Below are 21490 nucleotides of genomic sequence, written 5' to 3'. Positions count from 1 at the left end.
GGTTCGCAGAAATCGACAGTCGTGACGGGGGTACCGCCCGGTCAGCCCCCGAGGTAGAGTCGGCCGACCTCTTCGTCCTCGAGGAGTTCGGTGCCGGTGCCGGTGAACTTGATCTCGCCGCTGGCGAGCACGAAGCCGCGGTCGGCGACGGAGAGCCCCTTCTGGGCGTTCTGCTCGACCAGCAGGATGGTCGTCCCGAGGTCGTTGAGCTGTTCGATCCGCTCGAAGACGTCGTCGATGAACCGCGGTTCGAGCCCGATGGAGGGCTCGTCGAGCAGCATCACGTCCGGCTCGACCATCAGCGCACGCGCCAGTTCGAGCAGGCGGCGCTGGCCTCCGGAGAGGGTGCCCGCCGACTGGCCGCGGATGTCGCCGAGGAGGGGGAACTCCTCGTAGAGTTCCTCGGCGCGCCGGCTGGCGCGCTCGTCGTCGTCGAAGACGTACCCGCCCATGAGCATGTTCTCGTGGACGCTCATGCGGGGGAAGACGCTCGAGTCCTGCAGGACGTAGCTCACCCCGTTGGCGAGGTTTTCCTGTGGCGAGCGGCCGGTGATCTCCTCGCCGCGGAGCGAGACGGTGCCGGCTTTCACGTCGGCGAAGCCGTAGATGCTCTTCATCAGCGTCGACTTCCCCGACCCGTTCGGGCCGATGAGGCAGGCGATCTCGCCCTCCTCGACGGCGATGCTCACGTCGTGGAGGACGGTCGTGTTGCCGTAGCCCGCGGTGACGTGTTCCATCCCGATGATGGTGTCGCCGACGTGGTCGGTGTCTGGCGTTGGCACAGTGATCACTCCCTCCCCAGGTACGCGTCGAGGACGCGCTGGTCGTTCTGTATCTCCTCCGGTGTCCCCGCGGCGATTCGCTCGCCGTGTGCGAGGACGTAGATTCGGTCGGCGATTTCCATGACGAAGTCCATGTTGTGTTCGATGAGGAAGATTGTCGCCTCCTCGTCCTCGTTGGCCGTTCGGATGTAGTCGATGAGGTTCTCCAGCATCGCGGGGTTGATGCCCCCGGCCGGTTCGTCCATCAACAGCAGCTCCGGTTCGGCCATCAGCGCCATCGAGAACTCGATGAGCTTCTGCTGACCGAAGCTCAGTCGGCCGGCCCGCGTGTCCGCGAGCCCGCCGAGGTCGACGTACTCGAGCAGTTCGTTCGTGCGTTCGACCAGCGAGTCGTCGGGCCGCCGGAGGAGTTTGCCGACGTCGGCGCCTCCCTTCTGTGCGGCCAGCAGCAGGTTCTTTCGGACGCTCATGTTGCCGAAGACGCGGGTCTCCTGGAACATCCGTCCGAGGCCGGCGCGCGCGATCTTGTACTCGGGCCAGTCGGTGACGTCCTCCCCCTGCAGGTAGACGCGCCCCTCGTCGGCGTGGAGCGTGCCGGTGATGCAGTTGAACAGCGTCGACTTGCCCGCACCGTTCGGTCCGATGAGGCCGACGATCTCGCCCTCGTGGACCTCCACGTCGACGTCGTCGACGGCGGTGAGGCCACCGAAGCGCTTGGTGACGCCGTCCGTCCGGAGCACTGCGCGGTCGGGGTCGGCGTCGATGGCGGCCGCGTCCGTACTCTCACTCATCGGTGGTCACCTCCGCGTCGTCGTCGCTGGTGGCGGCCATTCCACCGCGCTCGTAGTACGCCATCTCGCTGGCGTACTCCCGGAGCGTGCCGACCACGCCCTGGGGGAAGGAGATGACGGTGACGATGATGGCGACGCCGAGCACGACGAGTTGCCAGCCGACGAAGGCCGTCTCGACGTACTCGATGACGGTGTGGAGACCGAACGCGCCGATGACCGGGCCGGCGACGGTGCCGGATCCGCCCATCAGCGCCATCGCGATGAGTTCGACGTTCCACGCGCCGTTGTAGGCCGTCTGCGGGTTGACGAACGTGTTGAGCAGGCTGTACCCGCCTCCGGCGAGGCCGGTGAACAGCGCGGACAGCATCCACGCCACCGTCTTGTAGTAGGTGGTGTTGAACCCCATCGCGGTCGCCTTCTCCTCGTCGTCGCGGATGGCGTTCAGGACGAAGCCGAACCGCGTGTTCGAGAGGTAGTAGACGACCGCCATCTCGGCGACGAGTACGCCGAAGAACAGGTAGTAGAACACCGAGGCCTCCGGCACGTCGAGCAGGATCTTCCCGCTCGCACCGCCAGTGATGTCCAGGTTTCGGGAGACCTGCTGGGCCGCCAGCAGGACGCCGAGCGTCGCGATGGCGAAGTAGTGCCCGCGGAGTCTGAGCACGACGACGCCGATGACGGTCGCGAACACCACCGCGAGCAGACCCGCGGCGACCATCGCCATCGGGAACGCGACGGCGAAGTCCTTGACGAGGACCGCCGTGGTGTAGGCCCCGATGCCGAAGAACGCCATGTTCCCGAAACTCGGGTAGCCGGTCTGACCGCCGATGATGTCCCACGAGAGCGCGAGGATCGCGAACAGGTACATCTCGGTGACGACAGTCATGTAGTAGCCTCCTTCGAGACCCACGAGTGGCGGGAGCGCACCGACCACCGCGCCGACCAGCAGTAGCTTCCAGGCGTGGGCGCCACAGAAGTCGAACAACCGGTCGACCTGGTTCGGGGGGACGATGGAGTGCAGGAGCCCGCCACGCTCCTCGGGTTCGCTCGTGCTCATTGGTCGGCCTCCTCACCGAACAGGCCGTTCGGTTTGACGACGAGCAGGACGATGAGCAGTGTGAAACTCACCGCGAGCGTCCACCGCGAGGAGACGAGCCCCACGGTCAGTTCCTCGACCGAGCCGAGCATCAGGCCGCCAACCATCGCTCCGGGGATGGAGCCGACGCCGCCGAACACGACGATGACGAAGCTCTTGAGCGTGTAGATGAGCCCCATCTGCGGGTCGATGGTGAGGATGGTCGCGACGAACGCGCCGATTCCGCCGGCGATGCCCGACGAGATACCGAACGTCATCGCCCGGGTGTGCTCGACGTCGATGCCGACGAGTTCCGCCGCCTCGGGGTTCTGTGCGACGCCGCGAATCGCGCGCCCCGTCCGCGTGTTCTGGAGGAACGCGTAGAGGGCGACAGTGAGTACGATTGCCCCGGCGAACGCGAGCAGTTTCATCTTCGGTACGACGAGACCGACGACGGTCAGCGACGGGTCGGCGAACGAGGCCTGGATCGACCGCGGGTTCGCCGTCCACGCCTGGATCGCCAGCTGCTGGATGGCGATGCTGATGCCGAACGTGACCAGCAGCGTGAGGAAGATGTCCGTCCCGATGACTCGCTGTACGAGCACCCGCTGGAGCACGTAGCCGACCACGAAGACGACGGCGATGGCCACCGGAATCGTCGCCAGGAACACCGTCGGCGATGCGTTGGTGCTCCCGGTGGCGAAGCTCAGGAGCCAGAAGGAGACGTACCCTCCGAGCATTACCATCTCGCCGTGAGCGAGGTTGATGATGTCGACGACGCCCCAGATGAGCGCGAAGCCGACGGCTATGCCCGCGAACAGCGCCCCGATGAGGAGGCCGTTGACGATGAACTGCGCGATCGCCATCTGGGTTACCGATTACCCCAGTCGGGCATCGGGTAGATGGGTGCGGTCTGCTGTACGTTCTCGGGCCAGACGGTCTGGAGGCCCGGGTCGGGCTGCCACTGTCGGTTGAGCATCTTCTTGTCGATGATGCCCTTGTCGTCGAAGGAGACAGTACCGTAGGCCGTCGAGAACTCGGCCTGTCGGATCTGGTCGCGGACCGCCGTCGGGCCGAGTTCGTCGACGTTCTCGAAGGCCTGTTTGAACGTGATGATGACGGCCTCGCCCGCCGCGCTGTGGTAGTCCGGCGAGGCGTCGTAGTTCTCGTTGATGGCATCGACGAAGTTCTGGGTGCCGCCGAACACCGGGTCGTCGAAGTTGGCGTTGATGTCCCAGGAGGTCGGTCCGTAGATGTAGTCCCCGTTGTCACCGACCTCGTTCTTGAACGAGTCGTTGAGGCTGCCGACCGTCCCCATCGCGGCGTCGACGTTGACGCCCTGGCTCTCCATCTGGTTGGCCAGGATGATGTTGTGCTGCTGGTGGGCACAGAGCAGCAGGACGTCGGCGTCGTTGTCCCGCACACGCCCGAGGTTCGTCGAGAGGTCGGAGGTGTCCGTGGGGAACGTCTGGTCGACGACCAGTTCCATGTCGCTCTGCTCGATTTTGGCGCGCGCGCCCTCCGCGGTGGACTGGCTGAACGTGTCGTCCTCCGCGAGGATGGCGATGGACTCCGGCGGGGAGTCCTGGGCCAGACACATGTCGATGAACGAGCCGGGGTACTTGTTGGCCGTCGGGAGGAGCCCGAAGATCCACTCGTTGCCCTGGGCGAAGATCTCGGGACTCGCACCGCCGCCCTCGACCATCGGCTTCTCGTTCTGGGCGGCCACGGCGCTGGCCGGGAGCGTCACCGAGCTCGCGTACGGGCCGAGGAGGTAGTCGACGTTCTCGACGTCGATGAGTTCCTGGTAGATGCTCCGCGAGGTCGAGGCGTCGGTGCCGTCGTCCCGGAGGATCAGCTCCAGTTCGTAGGTGTTTCCGTCGCCGGCCTCCACGCCGCCGTTCTCGTTGATGCGCTGGATGGTCAGCTCGTAGGCGTCCTTGTACAGCTGGCCGAGGTCGGCGTTGTCGCCGGTGAGGCTCATCGAGCCGCCGAGCTTGATGGTCCCCATCTCACTGCCGCCGCTGGTCGTCCCGCCGCTGTCGCCGCCGCTGTCGCCACCGCTGTCTCCGCCACCGGAGCCGCCGTCGCCGTTACCGTCGCCGGAGCCGCCGTCGTCGGTACAGCCCGCGAGTCCCGTGAGTCCAATTGCACCTGTACTCCCTGCAACTTTCAGAAACGTCCGTCGGCTCTGTTTGTCTGCCATGGGTTGTTAGCAAACGTGTATCAATGATACACGTCCTGTGTGAGTGATTATCAGACATCTTCATAAATGTTAGTGGTTATAATTAGCACGGAAGGTGCCGGAATGGTCACCGCCGGGCGCCGAGAGAGCGGTGCGGGGCCAGAATCGCTGGCGGGCGTCGGTAGAGCGACCGACTACCAGAGGAAATACGGCCAAACGAAGCGGAACAGCAGGACGAACAGCACGGTGAGGACCAGTGTCATCAGGAGGTTCAGCGTGACGCCGGCTCGAATCATGTCCCGCTGTTCGAGGTGCCCGCTGCCGAAGACGATGGCGTTCGGGGGCGTCGCCACGGGCAGCGCGAACGCGAAACTGACGGCGATGGCGCCGGTGACGGTGAGGAAGACGGCGGCGGTCACCGGGTCGACGCCCAGCGACCCCGACAGGACGCTCCCCAGGCCGATGAGGATGGGCGCCAGGATGGTCGTCGTCGCCGTGTTGGAGGTGAGTTCGGTCGCGACCACCCCGAAGACGACGACGGCCAGGACGATCAACACGAGGGGCGCCCCGACGACCGTGCCGAACACCGCCTCCGCGAGCCACGCGATGGCGTTCGTGTCGCCGAGCGCGTCGGCCAGCGAGATGCCGCCCCCGAAGAGGATGATGGTCCCCCAGTCGATGTCCACGAGGTTCTCCCAGTCGTCGGCGTCGGCCAGCACGATGGCCGGAACCGCGAGCAGGCCGACCACCACGTAGTAGAGGATGCCGCGGTGCCCCTCCAGTCCGAAGAGGTTCGTCCCCTCGCCGCCGAACAGCGTCACCTGCCACGCCGACGGGAGCAGTCCCTCGAAGAGGAAGCCGAACCCGCCCAGAATCCAGAGCCCGGCGGTCGCCGCGACGATGTAGGTCGCCCGCTTCGCGCGCGGCGAGAACGGACCTTCCTCGTCGAGGTACTCCCCTGCCCGAGCCTGCGCGTCCGTCACGTCGTCGACCTCGGGCGGGTAGAGCCAGAACGTCAGCACGTACCAGGTCAGCGGCAGCGTCACCACGACGACCGGGAACCCGACGGCGATCCACTCCGCGAACGAGATTTCGACCCCGGCGAGGCGGTCGAGGAACGCCACCGCGACGACGTTCGGCGGCGTGCCGATGAGCGTCCCGACGCCGCCCACGCTGGCGGCGTAGGCCGTGCCGAGCAGCGTCGCGACCCGCATGTTCGACGTCTCGCCCTCGGGCGTGTCGCGGCCGACGACCTCGGCGAGAACGCCGAGCGCCACCGGCGTCATCATCGCCGTCGTCGCGGTGTTCGACACCCACATCGAGAGGAACGCGGTCGCGAGCATGATGGCGAGGATGAGCAGCCGCGGCGACCGCCCCAGCCGGTTGATGAGGTAGAGCGCCAGCCGGCGCTCGATGCTGTGGGCCTGGAGCGTCTTCGCCAGCATGAACCCCGCGATGAACAGGAAGATGAGCGGGTCCGCGAACCCCGACAGCGCCGGCTCCATCCGGTCGTAGACGCCGAAGATGGTCAGCGTCACGGGGATGAGAAGCGCCGTCACCGGGAGCGGGAGCGCCTTGGTCACCCAGAGGATGGCCGCCAGCGCCATCGTCGCCAGCGCGAGTTGCGCCGCGCTGCTCAGTCCCGGCGGCGTCGGCGCGACGGCGATGGCTGCGGTCGCGGCCAGGGCGAGGCTGACGGCGCCGGCCGTTCGCGGGTTCGTCAGCACGTAGCCGCCCGTCATGGTGGTCGTCCTCCGGTCGTTCGCTCCCCCTGGCTCGCCCGCGCCGTTCGGTTCGTGGTTCGTGCCATTGTCAGAAGTGCTCCACCAGCACGCAAAGCTGGGTCTCGCTCAACTCCGCCTCGTACAGCCCGAACAGCTCCTCGAGACGGTTCTCAGAGAGGATGCGCGTGTCGCTCTCCAGCATCGAAACGTGGGCTTGCATGATGTCGTCGACCTCCGACTCGACTTCCCGCTGTCCGAACCCGGCCGCGACGCGGAGTAGCCGCCACGCCTCCGGCGAGATGTCGCGAACGTCGATGTCGTCGACCGGCCTCTCCCCCATTTGTTGCTAATTGGTTGCATCGTACAGACTCACATAACTGTTCGTCTCTAGCGTGGGGGCTCGCCAGTTGGACGAACGGTGACTGTGCTACCGGAGCGAGAGCAAGGGTCGACGCCGCATCTGCTGGCTGATCATCCTGGACTCGAGAAGATGTAGGTCTCGCAGGGCCAGATTCGGGAGCGGTGTCAGATGCTGGCGGACTCGGGGCTAGTGGCGCTGGAGCATCCAGATATGTTCGAGATTACGGGGACAGGTTTGAGTAACCGGGAATGGGAGGGGTATGGGTTCTAATTGATGGATATGTAACCCCCTCATCAGTCATTTCAGGTAACTTCTCTGTCATAGAATCTAGCATTCCCCGACACGTTCGTAGCCTTTTGCCGAGATTACCTATCATCATAGCACGGTCGATAGAGAGAGGGCTATCTCCGTCGCCACTCCCTCTTTCGCCACATAGCCGATAGAAGGTGCAATGACCGCCCCAATAACAGTCCTCGTCGTTGAGGACCATCCGGGAGATGTGCGCCTCGTCGAAGAGGCGTTCGCCGGGTCTGTCCTCGACGTCGACCTCCACGCCGTTACTGATGGCCAAGCCGCGTTAGAGTTCATCAATCGTGGTGGTGAGTACGAGAACGCACCCCGGCCAGATGTCACGCTCCTGGATCTCGTGATGCCGGGCCCCGATGGAGAAGATATTCTCCACGAAATCAAACACCATCCCGAACTCGCTGACGTGCCAGTGATCATTCTCACTGGTATGGACGAAGACTACGTCAAATCGCAGGACCTCGACCACGACGCAGACGAGGATGGTGTCCTCCAGAAGCCGTTCGATATGGACGAGTTCCTCGAGCTCCTCGAGGAGTTCGAGGGCGTAGAACTCGCGACCACCCGGGTCGGGGACTGAGCCCGGGGCGGGCTGGCGAACAATCCAGTCTTTTCCGGCAAACCGCTGGATTGCAAAGTACAGGGAACCACCATCTGGTAGGTATTTGTTCTGACACATACTTGGCCAGGATGCCATTCGCCTCACTGGATTACTCGAACTCTATTAGCAATACACGACCTGCTAACTATGTGTGATTGTCTCAATTTTCTTCTATGGGAATCGACTATGGCGAGTGGGGAAACGTGAGCTATGAGTTCTTCTAGTACACCCAAAGGGGGGTTGGAAGACATCGATGTTAACGTGAAGCTGAAGCTAGCAGCATTGTGGACATCATTTATGTTTTTATATGTATATGTAGATATTTTTGGGTTTTACAAGCCAGGGACTATTGAGGATATACTAATAGGAAAAGTATTCACGTTCGAAATTACGCCAACATGGGCGTTGGTTGCACTAGTATTTGTGTCAATTCCGGGTTTGATGATTTTCCTGTCTCTGGCATTGCCGGCAAGAGTGAGCCGCTGGACGAATATCGTCGTGGCAATACTCTATATTCCTTTTACTTTATTCAATTTAGTGGGCGAATCTTGGTTGCATATGTATTATGGTGCCACTGTAGAAGTTGTTCTTCTTGCACTAGTTCTCTGGTATGCCTGGAAATGGCCTCGGACTACAGGGAGCGTTTGAAATAAACTGGATATACTGCGAAGCTATCACGATAACGTCAAGACGAAACAGCAGCATCGAGCCGATCTTCAAACGGCCTCGCGTCACCATTCTCGCCGCGGGTTGCCCCTGCTTGTTCTGGTACTCGTCGCCGGTGCTATCGTCCTGATTTTCCTGTAGGCCGAAGAATAGTCTCATGGAACTGTTGTGGTCGTTTCGTGACTAATACGCGCTTTCCATCTTGCACGGCGATCCAAACATCATCTGAAACTGGTAGGTCTCTCAGTAGTCAAATCGCAATTCTTCTTACCGGCTATTTCGGGAAATCGCCATGTCGAACAATCGGTGATTCTCCGACGCCGGCCAGGGAATCAGATGGTAGAGCTGCCCCCAGCCGGCGTCGAGCGGCGTCCACCAGCCGAGGTCGTGGCTCACCCCGTCGTCGACGCGAGCGCTCACGCTGACCACCTCCGAGTAGCGCCGCTACTCGATTTCCCGAAACGGCCGAGAATCGGCAAAACACGCCGACTCTGCCTTATATGGTATGGGACCGCCCGAATTTGAATCGGGGTCACAGCGTCCCAAACGCTGAAGGATACCAAGCTACCCCACGGTCCCGCAGTGCAACGTACCGCGGGCCGAGGCGTAAGGGTTTCGTTCGGACGCTGCGGCCGCAACGCCTTTCGCGGCGGCGATACAGGGTCGTCCATGGTCACGCTGCTCGAAGTCGGACTCCTGCTGGTGGTGTTGGCGGCGCTGTTCGGCGCCTTCGCCGTGATTCGCGCGGTCAAGCCGTTCATCGTCAACGCCGTCGTGGGCCTGCTCGTCATCTTCCTCGCGCAGTGGCTGGGCGCCCAGGTGGCGGTGACGCCGCTGGTGTTGCTCGTGGTTGCCCTCGGCGGCCTTCCGGGCGCGATACTGGCGATTCTGCTCGCGTGGGCCGGCATCGCGTTCGTGCCCGCACTGCTCCTGCTGTAGGACTGCAAAATTTCCCGCTCGCGGCGTTCGCTCCGAACCGCACTACTGCTCTCGGTTCGCTGCGCTCACCGCTCACTTTCCCATCGTTCTCACTCGCTCCGAACGACGCTACTCGCGGCTCCCGCCGGTCGCCGCTCGCTTCTTCCGAGAGTCTTCGCTCCGCTTAAACTCTCGCTACTCTTCTCCCCGGAGTTCGAGGTCCGCCACAACGTCGTAGGGGTCTTTCCCCTTGCGCACGCCGTCGAGAATCATGAACGCGGCGCCGGGTTCGAGGAAGTGCGTGGTGACCGCGCGGCCGAGCGGCGTCGGCGTCACGCCGTCGATGAACTCGTACTCGACGAGTTTGCCCAGGGCGTGCTTCGTCGGCACGTCGCCGATCATGCGGTCGTTCAGTCGCTTCGCGGCGGTGCCGCCGACGGTGACGTTCGCGAGCGTCTCCTCGATGGCGGCGGCCTCGTCGTAGTGCGTGACGACGTCCTCCATCTCGCCCTTGAGGAGTTTGAACGCGATCTCCTCCTCGGTGCCCTCCATCGACCCGTGGTAGGAGGCGTCCGGTTCGACGAGCATGTACACCTTCCCGCGGTCGTGGTAGTCCGGGCGCCCGGCGCGCCCGAGCATCTGCTCGAACTCCTGGACGGAGAGCCACTCGATGCCCATCGCGAGGGTGTCGAAGATTACCTGTGAGGCGGGGAAGTCCACCCCCGCCGCGAGCGCCGCCGTCGTCACCACGGCTGCGAGGTCCTGGTTGCCGAACTTCCGCTCGACGGACTTGCGCTCGCCGTAGTCGAGGCCCGCGTGGTACGGCGCCGAGGGGTAGTCGAGCTTCCGGGATATCTCGTTGCAGCGCCGCCGGGAGTTCGTGAAGATGATGGTCTGGCCCTTGTACCCCTTCGAGGACTCGCTGTCGAACTCCCGGCGCACGAGCTTGTTCTCGATGTCGGGTTTCTCCTGGCCGTCGGCGAACGTGACGTGGCGCTCGATGGGGACCGGGCGCTCCTCGAACTCCACGAGCTTCGCCTCTAGACCCGCCGCGAGCTGGCCGGGATTGCCGACGGTCGCCGAGAGGTAGACCCACTGCGCGCCGTCGTAGTTCCGGGACTGTTTGGCGCGCTCCTCGCAGTAGTACTTCAGCCGCGAGACGAGGCCGTCGAGGCGGTGGCCGCGCTCGTCCTCTTTCAGCGTGTGCACCTCGTCGATGACGACAGTGCCGATGTCGCCGAGGTCCTTCCCCGTGCGCAGCGCGTGGTCGATGCCCTCGTACGTCCCGACGATGACGTCGGCGGAGGGGTCGAACGCGTGGCCGTCGTCTCGGATTCGGGACGAACCCACGCGGATGGTGACGTTCGCGAGGTGGCCGTACTCGTCGCGGAAGTCCTCGTGTTTCTGGTTCGCGAGCGCGACCAGGGGGACGAGGAACAGCATCTTCCCTTTCCCCTCGAGCAGCCGGTTGAGGCCCGCTATCTCCCCGACGAGGGTCTTCCCGGTCGCCGTCGCCGACACCACGAGTTGGTCGTCTCCCTCGACGAGGCCGTTCTCGACGGAGAGGCTCTGTACCGGCAGCAGGTCGTCGAAACGGTCCTCAAGCAACCCCTGCAAGTCGGGGTGGAGGTCGAGGTCCGACACCGGCACGGGGTCGATGTCGTCCGTCGTCGCGGACACCTCGTCGAACTTCGTCAGGTCGGGGTCGAGGTTCCCGCCGAGCAGCCCCGTGATCTTTCCGAGGTCCTGCTCCTCGAACAGCAGCTCCTCGAGGCGGGCCTGGGCCGCCCCCGTCATGTTCCCGTTGAACGCCAGTTCGCGCTCCAGCTCCCGCACCGCGCAGTCCTGGCAGATGTACTCGTCGTCGGCTTTGATGGCCGTCTCCGACGTGATCGGGGAGTACCGCCCCTTCCCCGCGCAGTACCGGCACGTCCGCACCGCCGTCGCCTCCAACTGGTAGGCGCCCAGCATCTCCTGGAGCTCCTGGCGCCCGCTCCGGGAGGTCTGCTGGCTGATGCGGATCCGGCCGGCGCGCCGGGCTATCTCCACGAACTGGTCGGGGCTGCGGGGCTCCTCGCCGCTACCCGCCTGCACGCGGAACTTCCCCGGTCGCGGGCCGGCGTCCCGCTCGGTCAGCTCCAGTTTCGCGCGGAACAGCCGCTCGTCGTCCCGGCGAGCCTCGACGGCGTAGTCGCCGCCGGTCTCGTGGAGGAAGAGCGTATCCACGCGCTGGACCTGTTCAGACACGCCCTGAGGTAGAGGACGCCGGTATTTCAGGCGTTCGCTCTCTGTGTCTGTTTGTGAGACGTGGGTAGCAACTGCTCACGCTTCCTCGAAAGCCCCCGTGCGCTCGCGGCCGCTCACTCGCTGTGGTCCTCGGCCTCCGGGAGACCGGCGGTCTCCCGTGCCCTCGTTCGCTCCGCTCACGAGGACTGCGGTCCTTGCGTCGTGACCGACTAGGCAAGCGCGAGCGCACGGCCCCTTTCAGTCCACCCACTATCGGCTGTGGCAGCGGCTGTTTCACTCCACCAGCTGAATCTCGTCGTCACCGTTCGGGACGACGCAGATGAACGCGCCCTCCTGGTCGCCCTCGTTGCGGTACCAGTGGACGGCGCCCGCGGGGATGAGGAGGCTGTCGCCCTCGCTGACGGTGAACTCCTCGCCCTCGATGCCGACGGTGTACTCGCCGGCGAGGACGTACTGCTCGTGTTCGACCTCGTTGGTGTGCTCGGGGACGCTGGCGCCAGGGTCGAGGACGAACCGGCGCATCGCGAAGTTTGGCGCGCCGTCGCTGTCGTCGATGAGGACGCCCTTCCGCATCCCGTCGGCGGCGCCGACGTCCTCGTACTCCGCCTCGTCGGCGCGTCGAACCACGTGGTCTGAGTCGGACATACCTCTGGGTTGGCGGGCGTGGGCCTTAGGCGTAGTCGTTCGGACGGGACTCCCGCCGCGCTCAGAGCCCGAGAATCTCGCGGGCCTGCGCGGGCGTCGCCACCTCGCGGCCGAGTTCCTCGGCGACGCGGACGACGCGCTCGACGAGCTGGGCGTTGCTCTCGGCGAGTTCGCCGCGCCGGTAGTAGACGTTGTCCTCCAGGCCGACGCGGACGTGGCCGCCGAACAGCACGCCCATCGTAGCGAACGGGAGCTGGTGGCGGCCGAACCCGAGCGTGTTGAACTGCGCGCCGTCCGGGAGATTGGAGATTGCGTTCAGGAAGTTCTCGGGGGTCGGCCGGGTGAGCGTCCCCGGGCCGAAGATGAGCGTGGCGTACAGTGGGTCCGCGAGCTCGCGGCGCTCCAGGAGCCCGTACACCTCGTTGATGTGGCCGTCGTTGAACAGCTCCAGTTCGGGTTTGATGCCGCGCTCGCGCATCTCGTCGTACAGCGAGTCGACGAGGCCGCGGGTGTTCTCGCTGGTGAGGTGGTCGTAGCGGTTCAGCGGCCCCATGTCGAGGCTCGCCATCTCCGGCGGGGGGTCGGTCCGCAGCGGCTGGTGGCGGACGTCGTCGGGCGCACCCGTCCCGCCCGTCGAGTGCTGGATGACGACGTCGTCGGCGTACTCGCGGATGGCGTCGTCGATGGCCTGGAAGCGCTCCGTGGCGAACGACCGCTCGCCGTTCGGCTTCCGGGCGTGGACGTGGACGACCGCCGCGCCGGCCCGCTCCGCAGCGGCCGCCGCTCGCCCGATCTCCTCGGGCGTCTCCGGGAGGTTCGGGTTGGCCTCCTTCCCGTGGACGCCGCCGGTCAGCGCCGCGGTGACGACGAGGGGGTTGCCGGCGAGGAACGATTCGTAACTCACGACTCCCCGTCGGCATGTGCCAGGTATATCTCGCAGTCCTCGGCGTGGTCGAGGTCGTAGCGGTCGTTGCAGACGTCGGCGCGCATCGCTTGCACGAACCGGTCAGCGGCGGTGCAGTACGCCCGCTCGGTGTCGAAGGACTGGCCGTCGCCCTCGCTGCGGTAGGCCAGGTACGGACAGGTCATACCCCCGCTTCGGCGCGGAACCCGTTAACAGTTCACTCGCTGGCGAGGAGCCTGCCCGCCCCCGCTTTTAAGCGTGTTTCGTCCCAAGAGGGCGTATGCGCAGTTTCAGGATCGGGAGCGCGTTCGGCATCCCGATCAAGCTCGACGTCACGTTCCTGCTCATCCTCCCGGTGTTCGCCTACCTCATCGGCACCCAGGTCGAGCTGTGGACGGACACGCTGAACGCGGTGCCGTTCGACGCGGGCCTCGACACCGCCGCGCTCACCGCCGGCAACACGGAGTGGGTGCTCGGCGCCGTCGCCGCCGTGGGGCTGTTCCTCAGCGTCGTCCTTCACGAACTCGGCCACTCCCTGGTCGCGATGCGCTACGGCTTCCCCATCGACTCCATCACGCTGTGGCTGCTGGGCGGCATCGCCAGCCTCTCCGAGCAGCCCGAAGAGTGGAGCCAGGAGCTGTTCATCGCCATCGCCGGCCCCGTCGTGAGCATCGCCCTGGGCGCCGTCTCCTACGTCGCGTTGCTCGCGCTCCCGGACGCGCTGACCCTCGTCCGCTTCGTCTTCGGCTACCTCGCGCTGATGAACGTGGCGCTCGCCGCGTTCAACCTGCTCCCGGGGTTCCCCATGGACGGCGGCCGCGTCCTCCGCGCGCTCCTCGCTCGCAGGCGGTCGTTCGCCCGCGCGACCCAGATCGCCGCCGAGGTCGGGAAGGCGTTCGCGCTGGTGCTCGGCATCATCGGCCTCATCGGCTTCAACCTCATCCTCATCGCCGTCGCCTTCTTCATCTACATCGGCGCCTCCGGTGAGGCCCAGCGCACGGTGATGAACGCGGCGTTCCAGGACGTCTCCGTCGAGGACGTGATGACGCCCGCCGAGGACGTCCACACCGTCGAGGCCACCGCGTCGGTCGCCGAACTGATGGAGCGGATGTTCGAGCAGCGCCACACCGGCTACCCCGTCACGCGCGACGGCGACGTCGTCGGGATGGTGACCCTGGACGACGCCCGGTCGGTCAACCAGGTCGAGCGCGACGCCATCCGCGTCGAGGACGTGATGACCCGCGAGGTCCACAGCATCCCCCGGTTCAGCAACGCGATGGACGCCATCGACGCGCTCCAGGAACACGGCATCGGCCGTCTCGTCGTGGTGGACGCCGACGGCGAGATGGCCGGCCTCATCTCCCGCACGGACCTCATGACCGCCTTCGACATCATCCAGTCCACCGGCGCCACCGGGGCGTCGCCGCCCGTCGACGCACGGATAGACTGAGGCCGTCGCCGTTCTGAAGGCCCGCGCCCCGCTCCTCGACAATCCAGCGCGACGAGCGGCGCATGGTTTGCCGAAGGAGGCTGCGTATATCAGAACAACTGGTATGGCTGTAGAACGATAGTTTCCATATAGGCTATCGATCCGCAGACCTGGGAAAAGCCATAAAACACGAATAAGGAGGGCAAGAGTGGGGGGTTCCGATAGAATCACCCTAGCTGCAACTGATTCTCCGAACACCTCTGGTAATTTCGATAGAGCTCTTCTAGAGTGGTTCGATGGTCGTCTTAGCTGCTGCGTGCATAACAACTGGAACCTCGACCAGGATAAATAATAAAGATGTCACTTCGGGGAATTGGGCGGGTTACTAATACTTCTTGAGCGGCCGATGACGGTCACCGACGGAACGCCTTTGGGGGTTGGCCGAGACTGCGTCTGTATGGAGACAGCGGTTAGCGTAGCCAGCGTCGCGCAGGCCGGACCAGACACCGTCGTCGTCGAACTCGAGACGCCCAGGGAGTTCGACGCCGAACCCGGGCAGTTCGTCAAACTGTCCGCGGACCTCGACGGAGAGACGGAGAACGCGTTCTACACCATCTCCTCGCCGCGGGTGAGCGAGACGTTCGAGATCACCGTCGGCGCCGACGAGGACGCGACCCTCGGCAAGTGGCTGGCCGAACGGAACGCAGGCGACGAGGTGGAGCTCATGGGTCCCCTGGGTGAGACCCACTACGAGGGCGAGGATTCGGTCGTGCTGTTCGCCGGCGGACCGGGTATCGGTCCCTGCGTCGGCATCGCGGAGCGCGTCGCCGAAGACGGCGGGCGCGTGGTGCTGGTCTACCGGGACGACGACCCGGTCCACGAGGAGCGTCTGGGCGCCCTCGAGGACGACGGTGCTACCGTCGAGGTTCTGGACGCCGACGAGGCGGTGGAGGACGCCGCGGTCTCGTTCCCGGCGGACGCCCAGGTGTTCGTCTACGGGTTCGCGGAGTTCCTCGACGAGACCCGAGACGTGCTCGCGGCGGCCGACCGGGACCCGGACGAGGCGAAGGCGGAGAACTTCGGCTGAGCGGGGGCCGCGCCGCTCCCGCCGGCTGTCACACCAGTTTCTCTGGCGGGTCGGGGAAGCGCTCCCCGTCCTCCTGGTCGTGGTGGAGGTAGACGGCGCCGCCGTCGCCGCCGGTCTCCCGGCGGACCGCCCGGATGGAGTGAGTGGCGTCGTCGAGCGACCAGCTGAACGCCGCGGGGAGCTCCTGCTGGTAGCCCGCGCGGAGGTTCGCTACGTCGCCCGCGAGAACGACCGTCCCCGACTCCGGGAGTTCGACGCGCAGGGACTGGTGGCCGGGCGAGTGCCCGGGCGTCGGGAACACCTCGACGCTGCCGTCGCCGAAGAGGTCGTGGCGGCCAGTGAGCGCGGTGACGTCGTACTCGTGGCTGCGCAACGGTTCGAGGTCGCCGTCGAGGTAGAACAGCGCCTGGGCGGTCGCGGTGGGCCACATGGCGTACTTGAGTTCGTCCTCGTGGACGAGGAACTCGGCGTCCGGGAACGTGTCGACGTTGCCCGCGTGGTCGGTGTGGAGGTGACTCATCACGACGTAGTCGACGTCGCCGGGTTCGTAGCCGACGTCCGCGAGGTGGGCGGCTGGCGTCCGGGACTCGTCGGTCTCGCAGGTCTGGACGAATTCGGTCATGTGGGGCGCGCCGTGCTGGCCGTACTGCTCGGGGCTCTGGACCATCTCGAGGCTGACGCCGGTGTCGAAGAGCACCGTTCCCTCGGGGTGTTTGACGAGGAAGAACGGGCACGGGCCCTCGTACGGTTCGCCGGGGCGCTGCATCTGGACCATCATGCTGTAGTCGAGCGTCCAGTCCGCGGTGTTGAACCGGTAGACGCCGTCTGCCGTCGTGCCGGCGGACATACGTCGAAGGTCGCTCCGCCGGCCGATAAATCTAGGGCCAGTGACGCTTCGACCCCCGGAATCGTTCAGTATGGCCGAACATTGATAGTGGTGGTGACCAAACGTACGGATAGTTCCGCACAATGACAACCCGGGGCAAGAACACTGTCGACGCCGTCCGCACGACGTTCCGCGTCCTCGAAGGGCTGGAGGCTCTCGGCGGCGCGCGCGTCACCGAACTCGCCGACCACCTCGGCCTCCCGAAGAGCACCGTCCACAACCACCTGCGGACGCTCGTCGAGGAGGAGTACGTCGTCAAGGACGAGACGAAAAACGAGTATCGAATCGCCCTCCGACACCTCACGTTCGGCGAGCACGCGCGCAACCAGACGCTCTACCAGATCGCGAAACCCGAGATCCGGGAACTCGCCCAGGAGACCGGCGAGCACGCGAACCTCGCGATGCACGAGCACGGCTACGGCGTCTACGTCCACAAGGCGACCGGCGAGAAGGCCGTGAAACTCGACTCCTACCCGGGCAAGCGGGTGTACCTCCACACCACCGGCTTCGGGAAGGCGATGCTCGCCAACATGGACGAGGCCACCCGGGAGGCCATCTACGAACGCCACGGCCTCCCCGCGGTCACGCCCAGGACGACCACCGACCGCGACGAACTGGAGGCCGAACTGGAGGAGATCCGCGCTCGCGGCTACGCCTTCGACGACGAGGAGCGCCTCGACAGCATGCGCTGCGTCGCGGCGCCGCTCACCACGACGGACGGCCGCGTGGCAGGCGCAATCAGCGTCTCCGGGCCCGCGGGCCGCCTGAAGGGCGACTACTTCCGGGAGGAACTCCCGGACCGCGTCGTCAGCGTAGCGAACATCATCGAGATCAACGCCACGTACACGTGACACCACACCACAACCGTGAAATGGGCGCGCGGCCTACTCGACACGCACACACTGCCCCATGACCAGAGTACTCGCGCAGGGGACCTTCGACGTGCTCCACCCCGGGCACGTGGACTACCTCGCCCAGGCGGCCGCTCGTGGCGACGAACTCCACGTCATCGTCGCCCGCTCGGAGAACGTCACGCACAAGCCGTCGCCGGTGCTCGGCGACGAGCAGCGCCGCCGCATGGTGGCCGCCCTCGACCCCGTCGACGAGGCCCACGTGGGCCACCCCTCGGACATCTTCGTCCCCCTCGAGGAGATCGACCCCGACGTCGTCGTCCTCGGTCACGACCAGCACCACGACGAGGACGACCTCGCCGCCGCTTTCGACGCCCACGGCCTCGACTGCGGCGTCGAGCGGGCCGCCCCCGCCGACCTCGACTTCGAGGGCGCGGTGCTCTCGACGAGTACGATTCTGCGTAGAATTCTCGACGCGCGCCAGCACCGCGCGGCCGCGAAGATGCGGCCGCCGACGCTCCGCCAGCGCCCCCTCTAGTCGGAGACGCCGAGGTAGCGCTGTCGGACGTCGTCTGCTGCTTCTAGTTCCTCAGTCGTGCCTTCGAAGACGATGCCGCCGTCTGCCAGTACGTAGTGGCGGTCCGCAACCTCGAGCACCGCCTGCAGGTTCTGCTCAACCAGCAGGACAGTGACGCCGTCAGCGCGCAACTGGTCGATGATGTCGAGGATGGACTCGACGATCTGGGGGGCGAGCCCCTCGGTCGGTTCGTCGAGCAACAGTAGGTCGGTCGCGCCTCTGAGGCTCCGCGCGATGGCGAGCATCTGTTGTTCGCCACCCGAGAGCTGTGCGCCGCGGTTCGAGCGGCGCTCCCGCAAGCGCGGGAAGTAGTCGTAGGCCTCGTCCATCGAGAGCCAGTTGTCGTCGGTCGTCACGCCGCCGACCTCCAGGTTCTCCGCGACGGTAAGGTCGGGGAAGATCTCTCGGTGTTCCGGGACGAGGCCGATACCGCGACGGTACACCTCGTTCGGTGCGGCGTTCGTGATGTCCTCGCCGCGGAAGCGGACGTGCCCCGAGTCGACGGTGAGCTGGCCCATGATGGTGCGCAGCGTCGTCGTCTTCCCGGCGCCGTTCCGGCCGACGATGGAGACGACCTCGCCCTCGTCGACGTCGAGTGAGACGTCACGGAGGACGACGTTGCTCTCGTAGCCGGCGCTGACGCCGTCCACTTCGAGCAGCGGGTCAGTCATCGTCCATCCCTCCGATGTACGCCTGCTGGACGTCCTCGTTCGCGGCTATCTCTTCGGGTGTTCCCTCGGCGATCACCTGGCCGAGGTGGATGACGGTGATGCGGTCGGAGATGGACATGACCATGTCGATGTCGTGTTCGGTGAGCAGCACTGCCTTGTCGGCGGCAATGCGCTGGATGAGACTCGCTATCTCCTGGGTCTCGTCGGGCCCGATGCCCGCGGTGGGCTCGTCGAGCAACAGCAGCGTCGGGTCCGAGGAGAGCGCGAGCGCGAGTTCCAGCTTGCGCTGGTCCCCGTAGGAGAGCGCGCTCGCCTGCTCGTCGGCGAACTGCGCGAGTTCGACCCGTTCGAGTATCTCCCCGGTGCGGTCGTTGACCGGTTCGAGGCTCTGTGCGGGCGTGATCGGGTTCGTCCGCTTGCCCGACGTCGCCTGCACGCCGATTCGCACGTTCTCCCGGACTGTGAGACTCCCGAAGAAGTCGTTCACCTGGAACGACCGGCCCATGCCGATCTGACAGCGCTCGTAGGCGGGCAGTCCCGTGATGTCGCGGCCGTCGAACTCGACGGTGCCGGAGGTCGGTTCGAGGAACCCGTTGACGAGGTTGAACAGCGTCGACTTCCCGGCGCCGTTCGGCCCGATGACGCTCCGGACCTCCGTCCGGCCGACGTCGAGGTCGACGTTGTCCACGGCGACCAGTCCGCCGTAGGCTTTCGTCAGGTCGTGGGTCTCGAGGACCGGGTCACTCGACATCGCTGTCACCCCCGGACTGCGGGTTCGCCGCTGGCTCCGGCGGCTCCTGTTCGGCGCCCGCTCCTTCGGCGCCGTCGCCACGGAAGCGGTTGAACGGGAGCGAGACGAGGCCGCGCGGCATGAAGATGACCGCGAGGATGAAGATGGCGCCCGCGACGAACTCCCAGTGGGAGACGTAGATGGAGAGCCCGTTGCGCAGGAAGACGAACGCGATGGCGCCGACGATGGGGCCGTACAGCGTCCCCATGCCGCCGAGCACCATCATCACGATGGCGTCGCCGCTCACCGTCCAGGTGAGGATCGAGGGGTCGACGAACGTGAAGTACAGCGCGTACAGCACGCCCCCGATGCCGCCGTAGGCGCCCGAGAGCATGAACGCACGCCGCTTGTACTTGTCCACGTCGTAGCCCAGCGCCTCCATGCGGTGTTCGCTGTCGCGGATGGCGACCAGCGACGTGCCGAACGGCGACTGGAGCACGCGCACGGCCAGCAGGTACAGCGCCACGAGGGTCACGAGGCTGACGTAGTACAGCGTCGTGGTGTCCCCGAGCTCGAGGAAAGGCACCGGCGGTATCGCGAATCCGAGGCCGTCGTTGCTGCCCGTGATTCCCCCGAAGTCGAAGACGAGTTCGTGGACGATCTGCGCTACTGCGAGCGTCAGCATGGCGAAGTAGACGCCGCCGACGCGCACGCCGAGGAAGCCGACCGCCCACGCCAGCAGCGCCGTCACGACGATGGCGACGAGGATGGCGACCGGGAGCAGCCCCGTGACGTTCACCAGCACGAGCGCGGTGACGTACGCGCCCAGGCCGATGAACATGGCGTGGCCGAACGAGATGAGGCCCGTGTAGCCCGTGACGAGGTCGAGACCGAGCACGAGCGTCGCGAGTGCGAGCGCCTGCACCATCACGCCGACGTAGTACGTCCCGACGAGCGCCTGGGTGACGAACGGGAAGACGGCGAACAGCGCGAGTGCCCCGAGGAATATCGGACTCTTCGCGCCGATGATGGGGAGCGAGCGGTCGATTTCGACGTTCGTCTCCGCGGCCTCGACGCTCTCCTCGCGGCCGAAGATGCCGTAGGGCCGCACGAGCAGCACCGTGAACATCAGGAGGTAGACGAGGTACCCCGACAGCGACGGGAGGTACGTCGACCCGAGGCTCTCGACGATGCCGACGCCGAAGCCGGCGACCACGGCGCCCCGGAACGACCCGAGGCCGCCGACGATGACGATGATGAACGCGAGGATGATGGCGCGCGTCCACATCGACGGCACGATGGGGAACAGCGGCGCCGACAGCGCGCCGGCGATGCCCGCGAGCGCAGCGCCGAGCACGAACACGCCCGTGTAGTACCAGGAGACGTTGATGCCGAGCGAGCGCGCCATCATCCGGTTCTGCGAGCCAGCGCGCACGACGAGTCCGAAGTTCGTGAACTTCAGAACGACCCAGACGAGCGCCGACAGGCCGAGCGCAGCGCCGAGCACGAACAGACGGTACTTCGGGAAGTACGCCGGCCCCATCTGGACTGCGCCACGGAACAATGCGGGCGTCGAGACAGAGTTGTAGCCGCTCCCCCAGAAGAACTCCACGACGTCGACGAACACGAGCGTGAACCCGAACGTCAACAGGATGTGGTAGAGGGGGTTGCGTCCGTACAGCGGCCGGAACGTCGCGTACTCGATGCCGAAGCCGACGGCGCCGACGACGAGCGGCACGACGAGTAGCGCGAGCCAGAACGACCCGACGATGACGCCGAACCCGGGCACCGCGATGCTCGTCGTGACGACGGCGAACGCCAGGTACGCGCCGAGCATCCACAGCGACCCGTGGGCGAAGTTCACGACGTTCATCACGCCGAAGATGAGCGACAGGCCGATGGCGATGAGGACGTAGATGCCCCCGAGCGTGAGCCCGTTGAGCACCTGGACGCCGAACGTCACCGGGTCGATGCCGAAGTACGTTATCGTCGCAAACGTCGCCACTAGGACGGCGACCAGTCCGCCAACGACGGCTCCCGCTCGACGTACGCTG

General features: G+C 65.7%; 23 protein-coding genes and 1 tRNA gene. 6 read left to right on the top strand and 18 right to left on the bottom strand.

Going from position 1 to position 21490, the window contains the following annotated elements; translation table 11 throughout:
• Window positions 1-41 precede the first annotated feature (41 nt).
• From HALDL1_15980 to HALDL1_15950, 7 genes are all read right to left on the bottom strand, one after another.
• Window positions 42-791, bottom strand: coding sequence for a branched-chain amino acid ABC transporter ATP-binding protein (locus HALDL1_15980; GenBank protein ID AHG04923.1), 750 nt, complete (start codon window positions 789-791; stop codon window positions 42-44).
• On the bottom strand, window positions 788-1573 hold the full coding sequence (locus tag HALDL1_15975; protein ID AHG04922.1) for a branched-chain amino acid ABC transporter ATP-binding protein: 786 nt from the start codon (window positions 1571-1573) through the stop codon (window positions 788-790). Before HALDL1_15975 ends, HALDL1_15980 begins: the two co-directional genes overlap by 4 nt.
• On the bottom strand, window positions 1566-2630 hold the full coding sequence (locus HALDL1_15970; GenBank protein ID AHG04921.1) for a branched-chain amino acid ABC transporter permease: 1065 nt from the start codon (window positions 2628-2630) through the stop codon (window positions 1566-1568). Before HALDL1_15970 ends, HALDL1_15975 begins: the two co-directional genes overlap by 8 nt.
• Window positions 2627-3514: a branched-chain amino acid ABC transporter permease gene (locus HALDL1_15965; GenBank protein AHG04920.1), complete on the bottom strand. Its 888-nt coding sequence runs from the start codon at window positions 3512-3514 to the stop codon at window positions 2627-2629. Before HALDL1_15965 ends, HALDL1_15970 begins: the two co-directional genes overlap by 4 nt.
• A gap of 5 nt (window positions 3515-3519) precedes the next feature.
• Entirely contained in the window at window positions 3520-4854 is a 1335-nt protein-coding gene (locus HALDL1_15960) for a branched-chain amino acid ABC transporter substrate-binding protein (GenBank protein AHG04919.1), read from the bottom strand.
• Between the two features lie 173 nt (window positions 4855-5027).
• Window positions 5028-6575: an anion transporter gene (locus tag HALDL1_15955; GenBank protein ID AHG04918.1), complete on the bottom strand. Its 1548-nt coding sequence runs from the start codon at window positions 6573-6575 to the stop codon at window positions 5028-5030.
• Window positions 6576-6645: 70 nt separating this feature from the next.
• Window positions 6646-6897, bottom strand: a complete 252-nt coding sequence (locus tag HALDL1_15950; protein ID AHG04917.1) for a hypothetical protein — start codon at window positions 6895-6897, stop codon at window positions 6646-6648.
• Window positions 6898-7357: 460 nt separating this feature from the next.
• Here HALDL1_15950 and HALDL1_15945 point away from each other — a divergent pair, with 460 nt between their 5' ends.
• Entirely contained in the window at window positions 7358-7804 is a 447-nt protein-coding gene (locus HALDL1_15945; GenBank protein ID AHG04916.1) for a histidine kinase, read from the top strand.
• A gap of 618 nt (window positions 7805-8422) precedes the next feature.
• Here the strand turns inward: HALDL1_15945 and HALDL1_15940 are convergent.
• From HALDL1_15940 to HALDL1_15930, 3 genes are all read right to left on the bottom strand, one after another.
• Window positions 8423-8650: a hypothetical protein gene (locus HALDL1_15940; protein ID AHG05416.1), complete on the bottom strand. Its 228-nt coding sequence runs from the start codon at window positions 8648-8650 to the stop codon at window positions 8423-8425.
• 108 nt (window positions 8651-8758) lie between these two features.
• Complete coding sequence (locus HALDL1_15935; protein AHG05415.1) at window positions 8759-8920, bottom strand: hypothetical protein; 162 nt, start codon at window positions 8918-8920, stop codon at window positions 8759-8761.
• Window positions 8921-8997: 77 nt separating this feature from the next.
• Window positions 8998-9070: transfer RNA gene (locus HALDL1_15930), tRNA-Pro, on the bottom strand.
• 90 nt (window positions 9071-9160) lie between these two features.
• Between HALDL1_15930 and HALDL1_15925 the strand changes: the two genes are divergently transcribed.
• Entirely contained in the window at window positions 9161-9430 is a 270-nt protein-coding gene (locus HALDL1_15925) for a hypothetical protein (protein ID AHG04915.1), read from the top strand.
• Window positions 9431-9604: 174 nt separating this feature from the next.
• Here the strand turns inward: HALDL1_15925 and HALDL1_15920 are convergent, their stop codons facing one another.
• The 4 genes from HALDL1_15920 to HALDL1_15905 form a co-directional block, all read right to left on the bottom strand.
• The gene (locus tag HALDL1_15920) at window positions 9605-11656 is read right to left on the bottom strand and encodes a DEAD/DEAH box helicase (GenBank protein ID AHG04914.1); all 2052 of its coding nucleotides are present in this window, start codon (window positions 11654-11656) and stop codon (window positions 9605-9607) included.
• 273 nt (window positions 11657-11929) lie between these two features.
• The gene (locus HALDL1_15915) at window positions 11930-12301 is read right to left on the bottom strand and encodes a cupin (GenBank protein ID AHG04913.1); all 372 of its coding nucleotides are present in this window, start codon (window positions 12299-12301) and stop codon (window positions 11930-11932) included.
• A 61-nt stretch (window positions 12302-12362) separates the two neighbouring features.
• Entirely contained in the window at window positions 12363-13205 is an 843-nt protein-coding gene (locus tag HALDL1_15910) for a hypothetical protein (protein AHG04912.1), read from the bottom strand.
• Window positions 13202-13390, bottom strand: coding sequence for a hypothetical protein (locus HALDL1_15905; GenBank protein AHG04911.1), 189 nt, complete (start codon window positions 13388-13390; stop codon window positions 13202-13204). The genes HALDL1_15910 and HALDL1_15905 overlap by 4 nt, the downstream gene beginning before the upstream one ends.
• Before the next feature lie 95 nt (window positions 13391-13485).
• Between HALDL1_15905 and HALDL1_15900 the strand changes: the two genes are divergently transcribed.
• Both HALDL1_15900 and HALDL1_15895 read left to right on the top strand, forming a co-directional pair.
• Window positions 13486-14655, top strand: coding sequence for a metalloprotease (locus tag HALDL1_15900; GenBank protein AHG04910.1), 1170 nt, complete (start codon window positions 13486-13488; stop codon window positions 14653-14655).
• Between the two features lie 436 nt (window positions 14656-15091).
• The gene (locus tag HALDL1_15895; GenBank protein AHG04909.1) at window positions 15092-15721 is read left to right on the top strand and encodes an oxidoreductase; all 630 of its coding nucleotides are present in this window, start codon (window positions 15092-15094) and stop codon (window positions 15719-15721) included.
• 28 nt (window positions 15722-15749) lie between these two features.
• Here HALDL1_15895 and HALDL1_15890 read toward each other — a convergent pair whose 3' ends face one another.
• Complete coding sequence (locus HALDL1_15890) at window positions 15750-16568, bottom strand: beta-lactamase (protein AHG04908.1); 819 nt, start codon at window positions 16566-16568, stop codon at window positions 15750-15752.
• 122 nt (window positions 16569-16690) lie between these two features.
• Here HALDL1_15890 and HALDL1_15885 point away from each other — a divergent pair, with 122 nt between their 5' ends.
• Both HALDL1_15885 and HALDL1_15880 read left to right on the top strand, forming a co-directional pair.
• Window positions 16691-17458, top strand: a complete 768-nt coding sequence (locus HALDL1_15885; GenBank protein ID AHG04907.1) for an IclR family transcriptional regulator — start codon at window positions 16691-16693, stop codon at window positions 17456-17458.
• 58 nt (window positions 17459-17516) lie between these two features.
• The gene (locus HALDL1_15880) at window positions 17517-17996 is read left to right on the top strand and encodes an FAD synthase (protein ID AHG04906.1); all 480 of its coding nucleotides are present in this window, start codon (window positions 17517-17519) and stop codon (window positions 17994-17996) included.
• Here HALDL1_15880 and HALDL1_15875 read toward each other — a convergent pair.
• From HALDL1_15875 to HALDL1_15865, 3 genes are read right to left on the bottom strand one after another with little or no spacing between them, the layout of a single operon-like run.
• Window positions 17993-18706 (bottom strand): ABC transporter, encoded by a 714-nt coding sequence (locus HALDL1_15875; GenBank protein ID AHG04905.1) that lies wholly within the window; start codon window positions 18704-18706, stop codon window positions 17993-17995. The two genes, HALDL1_15880 and HALDL1_15875, sit on opposite strands and share 4 nt — an antisense overlap.
• The gene (locus HALDL1_15870) at window positions 18699-19457 is read right to left on the bottom strand and encodes an amino acid ABC transporter ATP-binding protein (GenBank protein ID AHG04904.1); all 759 of its coding nucleotides are present in this window, start codon (window positions 19455-19457) and stop codon (window positions 18699-18701) included. Before HALDL1_15870 ends, HALDL1_15875 begins: the two co-directional genes overlap by 8 nt.
• Window positions 19447-21441, bottom strand: coding sequence for a branched-chain amino acid ABC transporter permease (locus HALDL1_15865; GenBank protein AHG04903.1), 1995 nt, complete (start codon window positions 21439-21441; stop codon window positions 19447-19449). The genes HALDL1_15870 and HALDL1_15865 overlap by 11 nt, the downstream gene beginning before the upstream one ends.
• Between the last annotated feature and the right edge of the window lie 49 nt (window positions 21442-21490).

This window comes from Halobacterium sp. DL1 (genome assembly GCA_000230955.3).
GTDB lineage: Archaea > Halobacteriota > Halobacteria > Halobacteriales > Halobacteriaceae > Halobacterium.
This window is presented reverse-complemented; position numbering and strand designations above follow the sequence as displayed.

Coding starts and splice junctions, on each gene's coding strand:
- HALDL1_15960 (AHG04919.1), bottom strand. CDS start 4,854: ATGGCAGACAAACAGAGCCGACGGACGTTTCTGAAAGTTGCAGGGAGT.
- HALDL1_15905 (AHG04911.1), bottom strand. CDS start 13,390: ATGACCTGTCCGTACCTGGCCTACCGCAGCGAGGGCGACGGCCAGTCC.
- HALDL1_15890 (AHG04908.1), bottom strand. CDS start 16,568: ATGTCCGCCGGCACGACGGCAGACGGCGTCTACCGGTTCAACACCGCG.
- HALDL1_15880 (AHG04906.1), top strand. CDS start 17,517: ATGACCAGAGTACTCGCGCAGGGGACCTTCGACGTGCTCCACCCCGGG.
- HALDL1_15975 (AHG04922.1), bottom strand. CDS start 1,573: ATGAGTGAGAGTACGGACGCGGCCGCCATCGACGCCGACCCCGACCGC.
- HALDL1_15955 (AHG04918.1), bottom strand. CDS start 6,575: ATGACGGGCGGCTACGTGCTGACGAACCCGCGAACGGCCGGCGCCGTC.
- HALDL1_15885 (AHG04907.1), top strand. CDS start 16,691: ATGACAACCCGGGGCAAGAACACTGTCGACGCCGTCCGCACGACGTTC.
- HALDL1_15895 (AHG04909.1), top strand. CDS start 15,092: ATGGAGACAGCGGTTAGCGTAGCCAGCGTCGCGCAGGCCGGACCAGAC.
- HALDL1_15950 (AHG04917.1), bottom strand. CDS start 6,897: ATGGGGGAGAGGCCGGTCGACGACATCGACGTTCGCGACATCTCGCCG.
- HALDL1_15915 (AHG04913.1), bottom strand. CDS start 12,301: ATGTCCGACTCAGACCACGTGGTTCGACGCGCCGACGAGGCGGAGTAC.
- HALDL1_15875 (AHG04905.1), bottom strand. CDS start 18,706: ATGACTGACCCGCTGCTCGAAGTGGACGGCGTCAGCGCCGGCTACGAG.
- HALDL1_15925 (AHG04915.1), top strand. CDS start 9,161: ATGGTCACGCTGCTCGAAGTCGGACTCCTGCTGGTGGTGTTGGCGGCG.
- HALDL1_15870 (AHG04904.1), bottom strand. CDS start 19,457: ATGTCGAGTGACCCGGTCCTCGAGACCCACGACCTGACGAAAGCCTAC.
- HALDL1_15900 (AHG04910.1), top strand. CDS start 13,486: ATGCGCAGTTTCAGGATCGGGAGCGCGTTCGGCATCCCGATCAAGCTC.
- HALDL1_15965 (AHG04920.1), bottom strand. CDS start 3,514: ATGGCGATCGCGCAGTTCATCGTCAACGGCCTCCTCATCGGGGCGCTG.
- HALDL1_15970 (AHG04921.1), bottom strand. CDS start 2,630: ATGAGCACGAGCGAACCCGAGGAGCGTGGCGGGCTCCTGCACTCCATC.
- HALDL1_15940 (AHG05416.1), bottom strand. CDS start 8,650: ATGAGACTATTCTTCGGCCTACAGGAAAATCAGGACGATAGCACCGGC.